General features: G+C 73.7%; 13 protein-coding genes and 1 riboswitch. Of the genes, 5 read left to right on the top strand and 8 right to left on the bottom strand.

Features of this window, described 5'->3' with window-relative positions; all coding sequences use genetic code 11:
* The first annotated feature begins 78 nt into the window (after positions 1 to 78).
* A riboswitch (ZMP/ZTP riboswitch) is annotated at positions 79 to 175 on the top strand.
* 29 nt (positions 176 to 204) lie between these two features.
* Together glyA and rsgA are read left to right on the top strand one after the other, a co-directional pair.
* Positions 205 to 1,464 (top strand): serine hydroxymethyltransferase, encoded by a 1,260-nt coding sequence (gene glyA, locus AWQ68_RS11970; RefSeq protein ID WP_066939160.1) that lies wholly within the window; start codon positions 205 to 207, stop codon positions 1,462 to 1,464.
* 234 nt (positions 1,465 to 1,698) lie between these two features.
* Entirely contained in the window at positions 1,699 to 2,844 is a 1,146-nt protein-coding gene (gene rsgA / locus AWQ68_RS11965; RefSeq protein ID WP_245655877.1) for a ribosome small subunit-dependent GTPase A, read from the top strand.
* A 136-nt stretch (positions 2,845 to 2,980) separates the two neighbouring features.
* Here the strand turns inward: rsgA and AWQ68_RS11960 are convergent, their stop codons facing one another.
* From AWQ68_RS11960 to AWQ68_RS11950, 3 genes are all read right to left on the bottom strand, one after another.
* Positions 2,981 to 3,295, bottom strand: a complete 315-nt coding sequence (locus AWQ68_RS11960; protein WP_076434697.1) for a WhiB family transcriptional regulator — start codon at positions 3,293 to 3,295, stop codon at positions 2,981 to 2,983.
* Between the two features lie 113 nt (positions 3,296 to 3,408).
* Positions 3,409 to 4,338 carry a ferredoxin family protein gene (locus AWQ68_RS11955; protein ID WP_245655876.1) on the bottom strand — a complete coding sequence of 310 codons (930 nt, stop codon included), beginning with the start codon at positions 4,336 to 4,338 and terminating at the stop codon, positions 3,409 to 3,411.
* Positions 4,339 to 4,556: 218 nt separating this feature from the next.
* Positions 4,557 to 6,101 (bottom strand): glycerol-3-phosphate dehydrogenase/oxidase, encoded by a 1,545-nt coding sequence (locus AWQ68_RS11950; protein ID WP_066939153.1) that lies wholly within the window; start codon positions 6,099 to 6,101, stop codon positions 4,557 to 4,559.
* A gap of 85 nt (positions 6,102 to 6,186) precedes the next feature.
* Here AWQ68_RS11950 and AWQ68_RS11945 point away from each other — a divergent pair, with 85 nt between their 5' ends.
* From AWQ68_RS11945 to AWQ68_RS11935, 3 genes are read left to right on the top strand one after another with little or no spacing between them, the layout of a single operon-like run.
* The gene (locus AWQ68_RS11945) at positions 6,187 to 7,755 is read left to right on the top strand and encodes an FAD-binding oxidoreductase (RefSeq protein ID WP_066939150.1); all 1,569 of its coding nucleotides are present in this window, start codon (positions 6,187 to 6,189) and stop codon (positions 7,753 to 7,755) included.
* A gap of 33 nt (positions 7,756 to 7,788) precedes the next feature.
* Positions 7,789 to 9,366: a metallophosphoesterase family protein gene (locus AWQ68_RS11940; protein WP_066939148.1), complete on the top strand. Its 1,578-nt coding sequence runs from the start codon at positions 7,789 to 7,791 to the stop codon at positions 9,364 to 9,366.
* Between the two features lie 57 nt (positions 9,367 to 9,423).
* On the top strand, positions 9,424 to 11,055 hold the full coding sequence (locus AWQ68_RS11935) for a bifunctional 3'-5' exonuclease/DNA polymerase (protein ID WP_084463892.1): 1,632 nt from the start codon (positions 9,424 to 9,426) through the stop codon (positions 11,053 to 11,055).
* A gap of 28 nt (positions 11,056 to 11,083) precedes the next feature.
* Here AWQ68_RS11935 and AWQ68_RS11930 read toward each other — a convergent pair whose 3' ends face one another.
* The 5 genes from AWQ68_RS11930 to AWQ68_RS11910 form a co-directional block, all read right to left on the bottom strand.
* Entirely contained in the window at positions 11,084 to 12,424 is a 1,341-nt protein-coding gene (locus AWQ68_RS11930) for an MFS transporter (RefSeq protein ID WP_084463891.1), read from the bottom strand.
* 37 nt (positions 12,425 to 12,461) lie between these two features.
* Complete coding sequence (locus AWQ68_RS42290; protein WP_245655875.1) at positions 12,462 to 14,981, bottom strand: serine/threonine-protein kinase; 2,520 nt, start codon at positions 14,979 to 14,981, stop codon at positions 12,462 to 12,464.
* A 120-nt stretch (positions 14,982 to 15,101) separates the two neighbouring features.
* Positions 15,102 to 16,496, bottom strand: a complete 1,395-nt coding sequence (locus AWQ68_RS11920) for a YlbE family protein (protein ID WP_066939504.1) — start codon at positions 16,494 to 16,496, stop codon at positions 15,102 to 15,104.
* Between the two features lie 82 nt (positions 16,497 to 16,578).
* A complete protein-coding gene (locus AWQ68_RS11915) occupies positions 16,579 to 17,994 on the bottom strand; it encodes an AllF/FdrA family protein (protein ID WP_084463912.1) in 1,416 nt (471 codons plus the stop codon).
* 44 nt (positions 17,995 to 18,038) lie between these two features.
* Positions 18,039 to 18,896 carry an oxamate carbamoyltransferase subunit AllH family protein gene (locus tag AWQ68_RS11910; RefSeq protein ID WP_245655874.1) on the bottom strand — a complete coding sequence of 286 codons (858 nt, stop codon included), beginning with the start codon at positions 18,894 to 18,896 and terminating at the stop codon, positions 18,039 to 18,041.
* Between the last annotated feature and the right edge of the window lie 122 nt (positions 18,897 to 19,018).

The following is a 19,018-nucleotide window of genomic DNA, read 5'->3' as shown; positions in this document are numbered from 1 at the left end:
GAGGCCGGGGAATCGCTCCAGGCCGCGGCGTTCCGGTTCGGGCGGCGTGAGCCGGACGCGAGGCTCGGATAGGGTGGGAGACGTCGCGACTGGCGCTGACGTGCCCTCAGGCATGTGCTAGGTGGGGCACCACCGGGGAGCGAACGTGCGGAGGCCGTGCGCCTGGGTCGCCGCGGCAGTCGATGTTGACAAGGAAAGGCGCCAATGGCTGAGAACTCGCTGAACGTCGTCGACCCTGAGATCGCCGAGCTCATCAGGGCCGAGGAGCGGCGGCAGGCCGACACGGTCAAGCTCATCGCCTCGGAGAACTACGTCTCCCGGGCCGTGCTTGAGGCCACCGGGACCGTCCTGACGAACAAGTACTCCGAGGGCTACCCCGGCAAGCGGTACTACGAGGGCCAGCAGGTCATCGACCAGATCGAGACGATCGCCATCGACCGGGCCAAGACGCTGTTCGGCGTGAACCACGCCAACGTGCAGCCGTACTCCGGCTCGCCGGCCAACCTCGCGATCTACATGGCGTTCCTGAAGCCCGGCGACACCGTGCTCGGCATGGGCCTGCCGTTCGGCGGCCACCTCACGCACGGCTGGTCGGTCTCCGCGACCGGCAAGTGGTTCAACCCCGTCCGGTACGGCGTGCGCAAGGACACCGGCCGCATCGACATGGACGAGGTGCGCGCCCTGGCGCTGGAGCACCGCCCCAAGCTGATCTTCTGCGGCGGCACCGCGATCCCGCGCACCATCGACTTCCCGGCGTTCGCCGAGATCGCCCGCGAGGTGGACGCGGTCCTCGCCGCCGACATCGCGCACATAGCCGGCCTCATCGCGGGCGGCGCGCACCCCTCGCCGGTCGGGTACGCCGACGTGATCTCCACGACCACGCACAAGACGCTGCGCGGCCCGCGCGGCGCCATGCTGATGGCCACCTCCGACGAGCACGCCACCGCGCTCAACAAGGCGGTCTTCCCCGGCCTGCAGGGCGGCCCGCACAACCACACGACCGCCGCCATCGCGGTCGCGCTGCGCGAGGCGTCCCAGCCGGAGTTCAAGGCGTACGCGGCGCAGGTCGTGAAGAACGCCAAGGCGCTCGCCGAGGAGCTGGCCTCCCGCGGCTTCGACCTGGTCTCCGGCGGCACCGACAACCACCTGATCCTGATGGACCTGACCCCCAAGGGCGTCGGCGGCAAGCCCGCCGCCCAGGCGCTCGACCGGGCGGGCCTGGAGACCAACTACAACGCCGTCCCGTTCGACACGCGCAAGCCGTTCGACCCGTCGGGCATCCGCATCGGCACCCCCTCGGTCACCTCGCGCGGCATGGGCGAGGCGGAGATGCGCCAGATCGGCGCCTGGATCGACGAGGTCGTCACCGCGGTCGCCAAGGGCGACGCGGAGGACGTCATCGCCCGGGTCCACAACGAGGTCAGCGAGCTGACCGCCAAGTTCCCGGCCCCCGGCCTGTCCTGACCCGACGCCGGACCATCGCGTAATCATCGCGTACGCGTGACCACGCCCTCGGCAGGGGGCGTGGTCACGCCGCTTTCTGGGGAAAAATCGGTTGCGGTGACGCGCGGCGGGTGCGCTAGTGTTCTTCCGACGCCGCCATCCGGACGCGGCCTGCACTCAAGGGAGGTGACGACCATGCGGGTCTTTCTGACGACCATGCCGTCCGTCAACCTCCGGGTGCCCAACTAGACGATCGTGGGGCACCCGTTCCCGAAGGGTGTCACCGAGTTGTTCTCCGATTCGTTCTCCGGTTCCATCGATCTTTCTCTTCTCGGCTGGAACGACGCGCTGCCGCTTCCCGCCGACACCGTCCCCGCCCGGGTCGCCCGCGTCGACCGGGGCGCCGCCGAGGTCATCGCGGCCGAGGGCCAGTTCCAGGTCCGCTACAGCGCCCGGATCCGCCGCGCCGCCGCCGAGGACCCCGTCAGCCTGCCCTGCGTCGGCGACTGGGTCGCCCTCGCACCGCTGCCCGAGGGGCGCTACGAGCTGGACACGGTGCTCCCCAGGTCGTCGGCCTTCGTACGCGGCGGCGTCAGCAGGGACTCGCGGGGCGGGCTCTCCGGCGACGGGCAGGGCCAGGTCCTCGCCGCCAACGTGGACGTCGTGTTCGTGGCCGAGCCGTCCATGCATTCGACCGACTTCGCGGACCTCGGGCGCATCGAGCGGCTGGTGGCCCTCGCCTGGGAGAGCGGGGGCCTGCCCGTGGTGCTCATCACCAAGGCCGACCTGTTCGAGCTCGGGCTCGACGAGCTGCTCGCCGACGTACGAGCCGCCGCCCCCGGCGTGGACGTGCACGCGGTGTGCGCGCAGACGGGGGAGGGGATCGACGTGGTGCGGGCCTACCTGTACGGCGCGAAGACCGCCGTCGTCCTCGGCCCCTCGGGCGCCGGCAAGTCCACCCTGGTGAACGCGCTCGCCGGAGAGGACGTCATGGAGACCCAGCAGGTACGCGCCGCCGACGGCCGGGGACGGCACACCACCGTCCACCGCGAGCTGATCCCGCTGTCCGGCGGCGGGCTGATCATCGACACCCCGGGCATCCGCCGGGTCGGCCTGTACGGCATGAGCGACGGCGTGGACCTCGTCTTCTCCGACATCGACGAGCTCGCGGAGGGCTGCCGGTTCGGCGACTGCGCCCATGACGGCGAGCCCGGCTGCGCCGTACAGGCGGCGGTGGAGGCGGGCGAGCTGCCGGAGCGGCGGCTGGAGAGCTGGTTCAAGCTCCAGCGCGAGGCGGCGTGGATGGCCCGGCGCAGCGACGCGCGGCTCCGCAGCGAGGAGACGCGCAAGTGGAAGATCATCCATAAGGAGATGCGCAAGCCGGGCCGGTCCCGCCCGTAGCCGCGCCGGAGCATCGCGGAACGTCCGGCGGACAGACGAAACCGCCGGGCGCTCCGCCCGCCGTGTTGGGGTATCGGCGGGTGGAACGGCCCGGCGGCCTCGTGTGACGCGTGTCGGGGGGAGACGTTCAGTCGGCTCAGGCGACCGCGCTGATGCCGGCGCTCGCGGCGCGCCGCATACGGCGGCGACGCTCGGAAGCGCGCTCGTCCTCGTTCAGCCCGCCCCAGGTGCCGTACTTCTCAGGACGGGAAAGGGCGTAGTCGAGGCACTCGGCACGCACGGGGCACTGAGCGCAGATGGCCTTGGCCTTGCGCTCGCGGATGTCGCGCTCCGGCTGACGCTCGCCGTCAGGACCGAAGAACAGCACAAGGTCCTCTCCCCGGCACGCGGCATCATCCTGCCAACCCCAACTGGGGCGCGGGCGGGCGAGCTGCCGACGTACCTGAGACATGAGAAACCACCTTTGGTGAGAGGTATTTCGTGTTTGTGCCGCATCGGGCGCTTGTGGCGTCCCTGGGTCCAACGCCGGGATCAGCCGTGGTGTTCCCAGCTCTTCGCAGAGCCTCAGGCCAATGCCGGACTGAGCTCGCTCAGCTCCGTCAGCCTGTAGGTCGAGATCTGTTCGGTGCAGGCCGTGCCGCACGGTGCCGCGAACACCGCAGGCTCGACCACTACCCGAAACCGCGACAGACCACCAGGCTTCGTGCGGTGCACGATGCACACGGTGGCGTCGCCTTCCGATTCCGACCGGGAGGATTCCACGGCCACCCCGCTGACCGAGAGTTCGCCCGTATGTGCACGGACGAAATGCTCGGCGGCTTGCAGTGGCTCAGGGATACCCGCGCGCCCCCGGTAACGGTCAAGGACGACCTCGCCGTTCCGGTACGCGTTTGCCGCCGCGATCGCAGCAGCCTGAGACATGCTGCCGTAGTAAAGCCCGTGTGGCAAGCATACGAGGTTAGCGGCGTATCGATCGCCGCCTACATGGGTGGTTTCCCACACATTGCCCGGGAGGTTCTCGTCGAGGAACCGCGCGAGCGGGAGCCCGAGACGCGCGCAACAAGCGTTGCGCTTGGCGTGGGTGCACACGAGGAACACCGGCTCGTCCACCAGTATGCAGGACTCCGGAACCACTCCGTGCACGAGTGAGCCCAGGTCAAGATCGTTGGACCGTTCGAAAGTCCCCTCCGCGATCCACGGCCGGGGGCCCGCGGACGACGCGACGAACACGTGCAGCGGGCCGCCCGCGGCGGCGCGCCGACCGGGTCGGCGGATGAGCTGCGGCCGGATGCCGAGCGCGGTGGCCCGCTCGATCAGTGCGTGCGTGTCGTCGGGGAGCCGGCACTCGTCGAGGTACGCCGCCCAGGGGCCGGAATGCTCGATGAGCAGCCAGAACCGGGCGCCGACCGTCGCGCTGGCGAGGATCGGCGCCTCGCCCGTGTGCAGCGCGGCGGGATGTCCGCACCCTCTCGCCATGCCGGTCTGTCCTCCCACTCGTCCGTCCTCGTCGCGGTCCGCGCGCCGGGATCTCTCGATCCCGGCCGGTGGAATTAGGCAAGACTAACCTTATCGATACCCCGCCGAGCGGGGACGCGTGGGGGTCACAACTGCCCCCTCCGCATCACGTCAACCGCCCCGTATGGAGATCTCCGTCACACTTGTCCCGGTGGTCGCGCTCCGTCACTTCATGTACGCGTTCCGGCGTGGCGAGATCACTCTTTCAGCGGACCGAGGGCGAGCGCCGCCTCGGCGGCGGGCAGCGCCGCCGAGCGGTCCTCGGGGACCAGGCCGATCCTGGTCCGCCGGTCGAGCAGGTCGTCCACGTCGAGCGCGCCCTCGTGCCGCACCGCCCACACCAGCTCGGCACGGGTGATCCCGGCGACGACCGTCTCGCCCAGCGCCGGATCGCGCCGCACCAGCTCGTGTACGGCCCCGGCCTCCCAGCCGTACCGCGCGACCAGATGGGCGGGCGACACGCCGGGGTGCCGCGCCTCCGCCCCGGGAGCGGGCCGCGCGCCCACCAGCGGCAGCCGCGCGGTCCGGCTGCGCGGCGCGGTGGGACAGGCCGCGTCGACCGCGTCCTCGGCCATCCGCCGGTAGGTGGTGAGCTTGCCGCCGACCACGGTCACGACGCCGTCGCGCGAGGTGATCACGGCATGCCGCCGGGACAGGTCGGCCGTGCGCCCGCCGTCCGGCGCGTCCGGCGCGTCCCCGGCGGAGAGGAGGGGGCGCAGTCCGGCGAAGGCGCCGGCCACGTCGGCCCGCCGTACCGGCTCGCGCAGGACCGAGCCCAGGACGTCCAGGAGGAACGCCACGTCGCTCTCGGGGGCTTCCGGGACGTCGGGTACCGGGCCGTCCACCGGCTCGTCCGTGAGGCCCACGTAGATCCGCCCGTCGGCCTGGGGGAGGACGAGCGCGAACCGGTTCCGCTCGCCCGGGATCGGGACGTGCAGCCCGGCCCCGAGGCCGCCGAGGGCACCGGGACGCAGTACGAGGTGGGTCCCGCGCGACGGGCGCAGTTCCACCGTGGGGGACAGGCCCCCGGCCCACACCCCGGTCGCGTTGATCACCGCCCGCGCCCTGACGCCGAACTCGGCGCCGGTCAGCTCGTCCCGCACCTGGGCGCCGTCGCCGCACAGCGTGAGCGCGCGGCAACGGGTGAGGACGCGGGCGCCGTGGGCGGCGGCCGTACGGGCGATCGCGACCACCAGCCGGGCGTCGTCCACGACCCGGCCGTCCCAGGACAGGAGCGCCCCGCGCAGGCCGTCCGCGCGCAGGGCGGGCGCCAGGCGGAGCGCCCGCTCCGCGGTCAGCCGCGACGGCCCCGGAAGCAGGGGGCGCGGGGTCCCGGCGGTGGCGCGCAGCCCGTCGCCCAGGCGGTAGCCGGCCATCACGATCCGGGCCTGCGCCGACCGCACCGCGGGAGTGAGCGGGAGCAGGTACGGATGCGCCCGCACCAGGTGGGGCGCGGTGTGGCGGAGCAGCACGCCCCGCTCGACCGCGCTCTCCCGGGCCACCCCGACCTGTCCGCCGGCCAGGTAGCGCAACCCGCCGTGGATCAGCTTGGAACTCCATCGTGAGGTGCCGAAGGCGAGGTCGTGGGCGTCGATCGCGGCGACCGACAGCCCGCGCGCGGCCGCGTCGAGCGCCGCTCCGGCGCCGGTGGCCCCGAGGCCCACGACGAGCACGTCCACCACGCCGTCCCGGATCTCCGCGAGCTCGCGGGCGCGCCGCGTCGCGTTCAGGGAGGAGTCCAACGCACCTCCTAAATCCTCATCTATTACTCTTTAGTAACCTAACCTCAGAGGTGACGTCGTGGAAGCACCGCAGCCCCCCGCGCAGATGCTCTGGTCCGGATGGGGAGACCCCGCCAAGGCCGCCGAACTGCCCCCGCCCGTACGCCGACTGCTCGCCGATCTGCTGGGCGTCCGCACGCCCGAGACCCCGGCCGCGACCCTCGACGAGGTGCGGCCGCCCGCGCCGGCGCTGCCCCCGGCCGCGCTGAAGGCGCTGTCGGCGATCGTCGGCGAGGAGCACGTGCGCGTCGACGACGAGACGCGGATCCGGCACACGCGCGGCAAGTCCACCCCGGACCTGCTGCGGATGCGCGCGGGCGACGCCTCGGACGCGCCGGACGCGGTCGTGCTGCCCGGCTCGCACGACGAGGTCGCCGAGGTGCTGCGGGTGTGCGCGGAACTTCGCGTCGCGGTCGTGCCGTTCGGTGGAGGGACGTCGGTCGTCGGCGGCCTGGTCGCCGCCCGCGACGGCTTCGCCGGCGTCGTCGCACTCGACGTGGCGCGGCTCGACCGGCTGGTCTCCGTCGACGCCGAGTCCATGGTCGCGGAGTTCGAGCCCGGCGTGCGCGCCCCGGAGGCCGAGCGGCTGCTGGCGGAGCACGGCTTCACGCTCGGCCACTTCCCGCAGTCCTTCGAGTACGCGACCCTCGGCGGTTTCGCGGCGGCCCGCTCCAGCGGCCAGGCGTCGGCGGGGTACGGCCGCTTCGACGACATGGTGGTCGGCCTGACCGTGGCCACGCCCCGTGGCACGCTCGATCTCGGCCGCGCGCCCAAGTCCGCCGCCGGGCCGGACCTGCGCCAGGTGATCCTCGGCTCCGAGGGCGCGTTCGGCGTGATCACCTCGCTCCGCCTCCGTATACGGCCCGTGCCGGAGATCCGGGCGTACGAGGGGTGGCGGTTCGCGTCGTTCCCGGCGGGGGTCGCCGCACTGCGCCGGCTGGCGCAGGAGGGGGCCACGCCGACCGTGCTGCGGCTGTCGGACGAGACCGAGACCATGGTCGGCCTGGCCCGCCCGGACGAGCTCGGCACGTTCGCCTCCGAGCCCGGCTGCCTGGTGATCGCCGGGTATGAGGGCGCGCCCGGCGACGTGGCCTACCGCCGGGAGCAGGCCGCGGCGACGCTGGCCGAGGCGGGCGGCGACCCCCTCGGGCCCGAGCCGGGGGAGAAGTGGGCGCACGGCCGCTACTCCGCGCCCTATCTGCGCGACTCCCTGCTGGCCGCGGGAGCCACCGTGGAGACGCTGGAGACCGCCTGCTTCTGGTCCGGCCTCCCGCGCCTCTACGAGGCCGTACGGGAGGCGCTGACGGCCTCCCTGGGGTCACCGCTGATCATGTGCCACGTCTCCCACGTGTACGCCACGGGGGCCTCGCTGTACTTCACCGTGGTGACCGCGCAGACGGACGACCCGGTCGCGCAGTGGGAGTCGGCCAAGCGGGCGGTCAACGACGCGATCGGCCAGGCGGGTGGCACCGTCTCACACCACCACGGCGTCGGCCGCGACCACCTCGGCGCGTACGCGCTGGAGATCGGGGAACTGGGCGTCGCCGTCCTGCGGGGCGTCAAGGAGCGCCTCGACCCGGACGGGATTCTCAACCCAGGCATCCTGATCATGTAGCGGCGCCGGTCATGATCGGGCAAAGTTTGGGTCATGGCCGATGTGGATGTCGACGCCGACTCGCGCACGTCTCGGAGCGCGCGGCAGTCCTCACGCGTCTCGGAGATGGGGGCGGGCTGGAACTGCCAGCGGATCGGCGCGTTCCAGAGCCTGCGGCCGAACCGGACGACCTTCACCTGGCTGCGGCCGGGCACGCTCTGGAGGTCGCGTAACGAGATCCTCTCCCAGCTGTTCGGCGACCCCTCCGGTGAGGTGCGGCAGCGCTGGGTCGAGGCGCAGCGTGCGCGCGGCGTGGACCCCGATTTCCGGATAGTTCAGGATGTGGGGGAGGACTTCTCGTTCCTGGTGCTCGGCGACACGGGAGAGGGCGACGCCTCCCAGTACGCCGTCGTGCCCGGCCTGCTCAAGGAGGGCGCCGGCACCGCGTTCGCGGTCATCGCCAGCGACGTGATCTACCCGACCGGCTCCGGCAACGAGTACCGCGACAAGTTCTTCCGGCCGTACAAGGACTATCGGGCGCCGATCTACGCCGTGCCGGGGAACCACGACTGGTACGACGGGCTGGGCGGCTTCATGCGGGTCTTCTGCGACGCCCCGCCGCTGCCCGAGCGGCGGCAGGGCTCCGGGCTGCGCGGGCTGCTGTGGAAGAAACCCGAGAAGATCGACGAGGCGGCGCTGGCCGAGGCGCGCGAGATGCGCTCGGCGCCGGAGCAGCGGGCGGCCCTGCCCGCGCCGTACTGGGTGCTGGACCTCGGACGGCTCCTCCTGGTGGGGATCGACACCGGCATCCGCGGCGACATCGACCGCGAGCAGGGGGAGTGGCTGCGCCGGGTCTCCGCCGACCCCCGCCCGAAGATCCTGATCACCGGCAAGCCGATCTACGTGCGCAACGAGTACCACCCGTGCGAGATCCAGGGCGGGGGGACCGTGGACGAGATCGTCCGCGACCCGGCGCACAACTACGTGGCGGCGATCGGCGGCGACGTCCACAACTACCAGCGCTTCCCGGTGCGGGTCGGCGACCGCGTCATCCAGTACGTCGTCTCGGGCGGCGGCGGCGCGTTCATGCACGCCACCCACACCATCCCGCGCGTCGACGTCGGCGGCGTCCACGAGGACGACTTCAAGTGCTATCCGCTGCGCGGCGACTCGCTGTCGTTCTACAGCCTGCTGTACAGCAGGCGGTTGCGTATGCGCTGGCTGTACCTCACCCCTGACGAGGGGCTCGCCTTGATGTCGCTGCAGGTCGGCAACGTTCCGCCGCGCTCGATCGCCGCCGCCCCGGACGGCACGCCGCCGGCCGGGGACGCCACCGGAGGTGACATCGGGGCGGCGCCGGTGCGGATCACCGCGCGGATGAGGTGGGCGGCCCGGATCCTCGGCGGCTGGCCGATGCCGTTCCACCTGCCCGTGGGCCGGGTCTTCCACCGGTGGATCTCCGAGCTCTCCGACTGGGACACGCCCCCGTTCTTCAAGAGCTTCCTGCACCTGTCGGTCAGCGGGGACGTGCTGCGCATCCGCTGCCTGGCCGCCACCGGGTGCCTCGCCCAGGAGATCGACCCTCCGCTGGAGGACGAGTTCGAGATCAGCCTGGCCGCGAACCCCTCCTGAGCCCGCCGGGCAGGGGTGGCGCGGCGAAATGTCGGTGGCGCCTGGCAGGCTGGGCGGGTGCAGGTGCTGGTCGCGGTGGATCCGGATGGCGGGGGGACGATCCGTCCCCTCGGCGGTCCACCTGAACGGGTCGGCGACCTGGCGGAGGCGGTGCGCGAGCTGGAGACGGCCGTCCGCCCCCGGTGGGTCTGGGCGGACGCGCGGCGGATCTACCCCGGCCTGCTCGCCCGGGGCGTACGGCTTTCGCGCTGCCACGACATCGCGCTCACCGAGGGGCTGCTGCTCGGCGCCGACGGCCGGTACGGCGAGCCGCGGTCTGCCGAGGCGGCGTACGCGCGGCTGCACGGGCTCCCGGTGCCGCCGGACCGGAGTGAGACGGCGGAGACGGGCCAGGCGACGCAGGGAAGCCTGTTCGAGCCGGCGCTCCCCGGGCGGGCGACGGCGCCGGAGGTCGCGGAGATCGACCTCGTCGGCGAGGTGTATGAGGACCAGCTCGCCCGGATCGCGCGCACCGGCCACCCGGGGCGGTTCCGGCTGCTGGTGGCGGCGGAGTCGGCGGGCGCGCTGATCGCGGCCGAGATGGGCCACGACGGCATGCCGTGGCGTGAGGACGTGCACGACGCGCTGCTGACCGAGCTGCTCGGCCCGCGTCCCGTCCACGGGATGCGCCCGTCCCGGCTCCAGGCGCTCGCCGACGAGATCTCCGCCGCCTTCGGCCATCCCGTCAACCCCGACTCCCCGCAGCAGATCGTCAAGGCGTTCAAGGGCGCGGGCATCCAGATCCCGTCGACCAGGTCGCGCGTCCTCGCGGGCGTCGACCATCCGGGCGTGGCCCCGCTGCTCGCGTACAAGGAGCTGGCCCGGCTGTACAGCTTCCACGGCTGGGCCTGGGCCGACCAGTGGGTGCGCGGCGACCGCTTCCGCGGCGAGTACGTCGTGGCCGGCGTCGTGTCCGGGCGGTGGGCGACGAGCGGCGGCGGCGCGCTGCAGATCCCCAAGGTCATGCGCCGGGTCGTGGCGGCCGACCCCGGGTGGACGCTGGTGGTCGCCGACGCCGCCCAGCTCGAACCCCGGGTGCTCGCCGCCATGGCCGGCGACCGGGGGCTGGCCCGCGCGGCGGGCGAGATCGACCTGTACGCCGCGCTGGCCCAGGCGTTCGGCGGCGAGCGCGACTCCGCCAAGATCGCCATGCTGTCCGCGATGTACGGCGGCACCAGCGGTGACGCGCCCAAGCTGCTCGCCGTGATGCGGCAGCGCTTCCCGAAGGCGTACGCGTTCGTGGAGGACGCGGCGCGCGCGGGTGAGGAGGGGCGGCTGGTCAGGTCGTGGCTCGGCCGTACCTGCCCGCAGCCGTCCGCCCGATGGCGGGAGCTGGTCTCCGGGCCGGACGGCGCGCGGGCCGCCCGCGATCGCGGCCGGTTCACCCGCAACTTCGTGGTTCAGGCCACCGCCGCCGAGTGGGCCATAACGCTCATGGCGGTGCTGCGCGGCCGGCTGCCCGAGCCGGCCCGGCTGGTGTTCTTCCAGCACGACGAGGTCATGGTGCACTGCCCGCTCGACGTGGCCGACGAGGTCCGGGTGGCGGTGGCGGGGGCGGTGGAGGAGGCGACCCGGCTGCTGTTCGGCGAGACGCCGGTCCGCTTCCCGATGGAGGCGGTCGCGGTCGCCCGCTACGCCGACGCCAAATAACGGATGCCCTCCGGCTCCAGGTGGCGGCTCATGTGGCGGCCGGGCCCTCGGCGGCCGGGGTGAGGCGGCGGGCGGCGACGATGATCCAGACGGCGAACACGCCGATGAGCACGGCGACGGCGGCTCCCAGGACGCCGTATCCGGCGAAGCCGACGACGGCTCCGGCCAGGATCGTTCCGGTGGCGCCGCAGACGTTCATCAGGAGGTCGGACATGCCCTGGACCGCCGGGCGGTGCTCGATCTCCACCGCGTCGGTCAGCATCGCCGAGCCGGAGACGAGCCCGCACGACCAGCCGATGCCGAGCAGGAGGAGCCCCGCGCCGACCTGCGTCACGTGATGGTGGCCCGCCGATCCGGCGAGGACCGCGGCGCAGATCAGCACGCCCATGCCGATGAGCATGACGTTCTGCCTGCCGATCCGGTCCGCGAGCCAGCCGACGAGCGGGGACAGCACGTACATGCCGGCGATGTGGACGCTGATCACGATGCCGATGACCGAGATGGAGGCGCCTTCGTGGTCGAGGTGGACCGGCGTCATGGACATGACGGACACCATGGCGGTGTGGCTGACCGCGATGCCGGCCAGCGCGCGGCGGCCCTGCGGCGACCGGCGGAGCGCCTCCCAGGCGGTGCGGAGCGTCCGACCGCCCGCGTCCCGCGCGGCGGCGGGCTTCGCCGATTCAGCGGATTCAGCGGGCTCGGCGAGGTCGGTGGGTTCGGCGGGCAGCGCGGCGATCCGCCGGGCGAGGATGAACGGGTCGGGCCGCAGCCCGATGACGACGATCAGCGCGGTCACCGCGAAGCTGAGCGCGGCGAGGGCGAACGGCCCGGCGGCCCCGGTCAGCCCTAGGGGCTCGGCCACCGCCTGCGCGGGCTTGACCAGGTTGGGTCCGGCCACGGTGCCGAGGGTGGAGGCCCAGACCACCAGGGAGAGGTGGCGGGCGGCGTGCCCGGGAGGGGCCAGGTCGGTCGCGGAGTAGCGGGCGGCCAGGTTGCCCGCGCTGCCGCCGCCGACCAGGACGAGGCCGGCGAGCAGGAGCTGCCACGACTCCAGCCCGATGGCCACGACCGCGACGATCGAGCCCAGCAGGGCGCAGACGTAGGCGAGGGTCAGCCCGGCCCGCCGTCCGCCCCGTCCGGCGGCCCGCGCCGTGGGCAGCGCGAGCAGCGCCGCGCCGAGCACGGTGGCGGTCCCGGCGAACCCCGCGATCACCGTGGAGCCGGACAGCCGGCTCACGACCAGGGAGCTGAGGGCCAGTCCGACGGCGACGCCCGCTCCGCTGACGATCTGCGCCGCGGACAGCACGCCGAGCACGCGCCGCTGCACGCGGGACACATCTATGGGGGTTTTGAGGGGGGTCGTCGTCATGCGTGAAGTTTGCCATGAGTCATGACGGGCAATCCCATCACGCTGGCGCGAAACTGCCCCAAACCGCCTTCCGTACGCTGGCGGCGGAATCGTTCCAGTCGTAGTCGGGGGACGTGACGGCGACCGAGTACGCCTGGCCTCCCGCCTCGATGTACCGGATGATCCGGTGCATCGTGACCTGGCCGGAGGCGGTGTAGGTGTACTCCCACTCGGCGGCGGGCCACCGGTAATCGGCCTCGCCCAGGCGCACCTGCGTGTAGTCGTCGTACTTCGCGCGCTGCTCGGCGGCCTTGAGCGCGCCGAGGCCGCCGTCGGCGATCTTGCGGACGACGACGCTCTGCGCGCTGTCCTTGGGACCGGCGAAGGTCGTCGCGCCGGACTCCGTCGACACCCTCCAGCCCTTGGGCACGGCGACGGACACGCCGCCGCCGGTCAGGACGGCGTAGCCCTTCGGGGTCTCGAAGCCGGCCGCCGCGCCGTTGCCGCCGCCGCTCTTCGTGTCGCCGTCCGCGCCGTCCGCGCTGTCCGCCTTCATGGGAGCGGCGCTCGGCTGCCCGGCGGAGCGGACGCCCTTGTCGGCCGACCCTCCGGGGAGGATCAGCAGGACCACCGTGACGATCACGGCGACGACCGCGAGCGCCGCCACAACGATCAGGATCGTGGACCTGCCCGTCCGTTCGCCGGCCTGCCGCCGGCTTCCGGCCCGGCGCCGTCCGCCCTGCCTGCCGCCGCTCCTGGCCGGTCCGGCGACCCCGGGGGGCGCGGCGGCCGTGTCTCCGGCGGTGAGGGCGGCGGTGGCAGCCGCCTCGGCCGCCTCCGGTCCCGCGTACGCCCCGGTTGCCGTCTTACCGGTCGTCTCCGGTCCCGCGTGCATCCCGGTTGCCGTCTTACCGGTCGTCTCCGGTCCCGCGTGCATCCCGGTTGCCGCCTTTTCGGCCGCCTCCGGGGCCGCGTGCGCCCCGGTCACCGCCTTTTCGGCCGCCGCGTTCTCGGTCGTCGCGGAACCGTCCGCGCTCCTCGACCCGCGCGACCTCCTGGCCATCCGGGACAGCCGCGAGCCCTTCGTGTCCGTGCCGGGATCCGGCTCGGGCCGGCTGTGCGCCCCCTCGGTGCGTCTCCTGACCCGTCCGGGACCGGTCGTGAACGGATCGTCCGGGTCGACGCCCAACTGCCCCGGCAGGTCGGAGGGCCCGGGCACCGGCCACGCCTCGGCCCGGCGCTCCGGCGCGTGCATCGATCCGGACGGCATGGTCAACGGGTCGAACGGCGCGGACTCCATAGGCGGCGAGGAGCCGAACGGGACGGAGGCGCCGTCCGTGCCGCGCCGTACGGGAAGGGGGGCGACGGGTGCGGCGAGGGGGTCGCGCGGCGGCGCGGTGTGGCCACCCGTGGCGTCGCCCGCCGGTCCCGCCGCTCCGCCCGGAGCGGACGCGGCGGCGTCCCACCGGTGCGCCCCGGAGGTGTGCCCGGCGGAATAGGGGCCCGACGGGCTCGCCAGCGGGTCGGCGGGCACCCGGATCGGGCCGGACGGGGTCTCGATGATGCGCGACGGCAGCGGCCCCGAGGGTACGTCGAACGGCGGCAGCAGTTGCGCCGGAGTTGAGTCCTGCGGGGTCGGCATCGCGTTCCGGTGCCCCGGCGTGGACCCGCCCGCTCCGTGGGTCCGCAGGACCCGCTCCAGCATGTCGGCGACCTGCGCGGCCCCGATGCGGTCGGCGGGGTTCTTGCGGAGCAGGCCCTGGATGACGGGCAGCAGGGCGCCGGCCCGCCGCGGCCGGGCGGGCTCCCTCGTGAGCACCGCGCCGAGCACGGCGACCGCGTCCGCCCCCTCGTACGGCGGGTGGCCCTCGACGGCGGCGTAGAGCGTCGCGCCGAACGACCACAGGTCGGCGGCGTGCGTGATCGGGCGGCCCTGGAGCCGCTCCGGCGGGATGTACGCGGGCGACCCCATCAGCAGCCCGGTCTGGGTGATCGTGACGTCGCCCTCGATGGCGGCGATGCCGAAGTCGGTCAGCACGACCCGGTCGGCGGTGAGCAGCACGTTCCCCGGCTTGACGTCGCGGTGCAGGATCCCGGCCGCGTGCGCGTGCCGCAGCGCGTCGAGCACGCGCACGCCGATCTCGGCGGCCTGCACGACGGGCAGCGGCCCGCTCTGCCGTACGGCCTGCTCCAGGGACCAGGCGCGGACCAGCTCCATGACGATCCAGGGCCGCCCGTCCTCCTCGACCACGTCGTGGACGGTGACGATGCCGGGATGGCTCAGCCTGGCCGCGGAGCGCGCCTCGCGCAGCATGCGCTGGTGGGCACCGTGCAGGCCCGCCTGGTCGAGGCCGAACGGCAGGAGGAGTTCCTTGACCGCGACGTCGCGGTCAAGCAGCACGTCATGGGCGTGCCAGACCATGCCCATGCCGCCGCGGCCGACCGGTGAGAGGAGGCGGTAGCGCCTGCCGACGAGCCGTCCCTGCCCTTCGGGCACCGGTCCGGCCGTACCTCCTCCGATGGGACCTTGACCCTCCGGCATGGAGGGGACCATACCGAGCAGATGATCGGTTGTCATGCCCTGGTCCCCAATTCTGGCTCAGTCCGCACAAATCCCCCCAAGACCCGATCCGCGCGAATTCACAAGATATGTGAGGTTGGCAACCGATATTAGGGTCAAAGTTGGGTCAAAGGGAATTCATGCGTCGGTCAGGGCCGCCAGCGCCGCCGTGAACGCCTCCATCGGAGGGCTGACCAGACCCGCTCCGACCTGGCCTGTTCCCGCCACCCGGCCCGCGATCCCCGTGTTGACGACCGGTAGCGTGCCGGTGCGGGCGACGAGGGTGACGTCGATGCCCACCGGCGTGCCGCGGAACCCGAGCCCCGGGATCTGGTACGCCGGATGCTCCGCCAACGTGATCTCGTACATCGAGGTCGTCGCCGCGACGGCGTCCGCCACGTCCCCGCCGACGAAGCGCACGATCGCCGGGGCGGCGGCCATGGCGAAGCCGCCGAGCCCCGTCGTCTCCGTGATCGTCGAGTCCCCGATGTCCGGATTGGCGTCGCCGGGGCCGTACGCGCCGAGGTAGAGGCCGTCGGGAACCTCGGCGGGACCGGTGAACCAGCGGTCCCCGAGCCCGGAAACCTGGATTCCGAAATCGGTCCCATTGCGGGCCATCGCCACCACGAGGCTGGAGCCGGGCACATCTCTGGCGGCGTCCGCGCTCACTTTCGCCGCCGCCATTCCGGCGTTCAGGAAGAAATGATCGTTCCCATTGATAAATCGCAACACCTCGGCGGCGTGCCCGGGAGCGGCCTCCACCACGGCGGGCGCGAGCTCCCGCACCATCAGCGACGTGGCCGCGCGGTTGCGGTTGTGGAGCTCGTCGCCCATCTGCAGGGCCTGCGCGATCAGGGCGCGCAGGTCGAGCGGCCCGCTCAGCGCGAGCGCCGCCTGGAGCGCCGGTCCGAGCACGTCGCCCATCCAGCGCAGCCGCTCGACGACCTCCGGTCCGTACGCGCCGTAGCGCAGGACCTTGCCCAGCCCCTCGTTGAGCGAGCAGTAGGCGGCGCCGCCGTGCTCGGCGTCGGCGACCTCCAGCATCCACATCGACGGGCTCACCACGCCGGCCATCGGGCCGACCGTCCGATGGTGGTGGCAGGAGTCCAGCGTGATGCCGGACCCGGCGGCGAGCCGCTCCTCGGCGTCCTCGGGGGAGGAGGCGAGCCCCTCGAAGAGCATCGCGCCGATCAGCGCCCCCCGCATCGGCCCCGAGGCGCGTTCCCACGAGATCGGCGGCCCCGCGTGCAGGAATGTGCCCGGCTCCAGGCCCAGCACCTCCCGGGCCGGCCGTACGCCGACGAGCCGGGGCCGGGCGGACACCATCCGGCCGACGGCGGTGGCGTTGGCCCGCTCCCTGCGCGGGTCGGCGAGCGCCGCGGCCAGCGCGGCGGCGGTGCCGGGGACGGGCGGCCGCCAGTCCACGTCGGTCCTGGCCACGGCCTGCTGGTCCAGCGCCTCGCCGAGCAGCGCGGTCCCGGCTGTGATCACATGAGGCTCGCGACTCAGCATGGACAGCGTCGTCGGGTTCATCGCTCTCCCTTCGGGGTCGGTCCGGATCGCGGACATCGGCCGTGGCCGCTCTGTCGTGGATCGTTCTGGGACGCCTGCGGCGTCAGGAGTGGACGCGCGCCGCGACCAGGTCACGGGCGTGCCGCGCCGCCGCCGCGTTGGACGTGAACACCGCGGCGCCCGCCTCGTTCAGCCGGGCCGCCTGGGCGTGCAGCCCCTGCGGGTCGCCCTCCGTGCCGACGAGTGCGACGACCACGGCGACGCCGCGCCCGCACGCCCGCGCCACCGCCGGCGCCAGCCGCGCGGACGGGTCGGGGTCGGCCCCGTGGCCCAGCACCACGTCGAGGAGGACCACGCCGGACTCGACGGCGTCCAGCGCCTCCAGGCGGAGCGCCGGGTCGATCATCGGGTGGGCCCGCCCGCGCGTGTACGCGTCGTCGCCGAAGTCGGTGAACTCGCCGCTCCTCGCGATGACGGCGGCCTCCGTGCACAGCGTGCCGCCCGAGTAGAGCCCGCGCAGCGGGCCGCGGCACTCCGATCCCGGCGTGCCCGGGGCGCCGGGCGGCGCGGGCCAGGAGGGCCAGGCCGGCACCTCGCGGCCGAGCGCGCCGAGGACCTTCTCCACGGCGGCCGTGAGGTCGTCCTGCCCCGGCCCGAGCAGCGCCGTGACCAGCTTCGTGCCGAGCCCCAGATCCCGTACGGCGTCGGCCGCCTCGGGGGCGGGCGGCTTGGAGACGAGGAGGATCAGCTCGGTCGCCGGATCGGCGTCGAGCGCCCGCAGCGCCTGGATCGCCGAGCGCCCGCCCACCTCCGCCGACAGGTCGCGCCCGCCCACGCCGAGCAGGTGGCTGACGCCCACGCCGGCCAGGTCGAGCAGGCTCGTCACCTGCTGCGCCCCCGTGCCGCTGGCGGCCACCACGCCGACCGGGCCGGGGCGGAGCACGTTGGCGAAGCCGAGCCCCGCGCCGCCGATCACAGCGGTGCCGCAGTCGGGTCCCATCACCAGCACGCCCTTCTCCCGGGCGCGGTCCTTGAGCAGGATCTCCTGCTCGACGGGCACGTTGTCGCTGAAGATCATGACGGAGAGCCCGGCCTCGACGGCGTCGGCCGCCTCCAGGAAGGCGCACTCCCCAGGGACGCTGACCAGGGCGATCGTCGCCCCGCCGGACCCCGCCGCGCCCCGGGCCGCGGCGCGCGCCGCCGACCGGGTGGTGCGCGGCGGCCGGTCCTCGCCTCGCGCCGTCCCGGCCGCCTCGCGGGCCGCGAGCCGTCGGTCCAGCTCGGCCGCGGCCTCCCGTACGGCGTCGTCCGAGGAGGCCCTGATCGCGACGAGCAGGTCGCCCGGTGTGGTCGCGGGCACGGCGAATCCGGCGTCCCGGGCCAGGCCGACGTTGAGTTCGGTGGCCATCGCGACGATCGCGACGCTCACCCCGGGCAGCGCGGCGAGCGCCTGGCTGACCCGCATCAGGCTCACGGAGTCGTGGTAGACCCCCGCGCGCACTTCAACCAGATCATTCACGGACACTTCCTCCTGCTTATTTGCGCTCGCTGCGTTCGGGGGCCTCATCGGCTTCCGTGCCATGACCGCAGCGCGAGGACGGCGGCCAGCCCGGCCCGTAGGCCCCAGGCGAGGTCGGCGCCCGAGGTGTGGCCGAGGCCCAGCAGGCGGCGCGCCGCGGGGTCGAGCGGCTGGTGCCCGGCGACCGCGCGCAGCACGCCGAGCACCTCCGACCCGGCCTGGCCGCGCGCCGCGCAGTGCAGCAGCGTGGCCGATATGGGCGTCGTCCGGGCGCGGGCGTCGTACGTCACGGCGGCGGCCAGCCAGTCGGCCAGCCAGACCGCGCGCGGCGCGCCCGCGGCGAGGCCCAGGTGGCGCAGCGCGACCAGCAGGCCGCACAGCATGTCGTCGCCGCTCGGCGTCAGTCCCGGCCCGAGACCCAGCAGCCGCTCCGCCGCGACGATGCCGTCCACCAGGGAGCCCGCCAGACAGCCGGAGGCCAGCAGGCCGGGCGCGCCGGCGATGTCCAGGCCGGGCCGGCGCTGGGAGCGGTCGCAGATGTCGTCGAGGTGCGTCAGCGCACGGGCCAGCCGGGACGGCTCCGCGCTCCCGAGTGGCGGCGCGGGGTCCCACCAGCGGCGCACCCGGATGCCGACGCGGCCCACGCCGATGGAGCCCTCGCCGACCCAGCACTCGTCCCCCAGCGGAAGCCGGTCGAGCGGCGCCGCGAGCACCACCGCGTTCGGCAGGCGCGCGGCCTCCCCGCTGACGAGGGCGATGACGTGCGGCTCGTACTCGCTCCTGACCTCCAGGTAGACGGCGAGCGGGAACGCCGCCAGCACACGGGCCGGACGGCGGGGCGATTCGAGCGCCGGGCGGAGCGCGACGCTGGCGGCTCCGCCGATCTGGGTGCGTCCTCCCACGCCTGCCGAGGGGCGGGGTAAGGAGCGCCGTGCTCTCGGACGTGTGTCGACGGTCAACGGACCTCCCCGATAGCGCGTCAGAGCCGACGCTAGAACGCCGCCCCCGGGCTCCGTACGGAGAA

Source organism: Microtetraspora fusca (genome assembly GCF_001570365.1).
In the GTDB taxonomy this organism is placed as follows: domain Bacteria; phylum Actinomycetota; class Actinomycetes; order Streptosporangiales; family Streptosporangiaceae; genus Microtetraspora; species Microtetraspora fusca.
The sequence above is the reverse complement of the archived record's forward strand: the minus strand, read 5'-3'. Positions and strand labels throughout refer to the sequence as shown.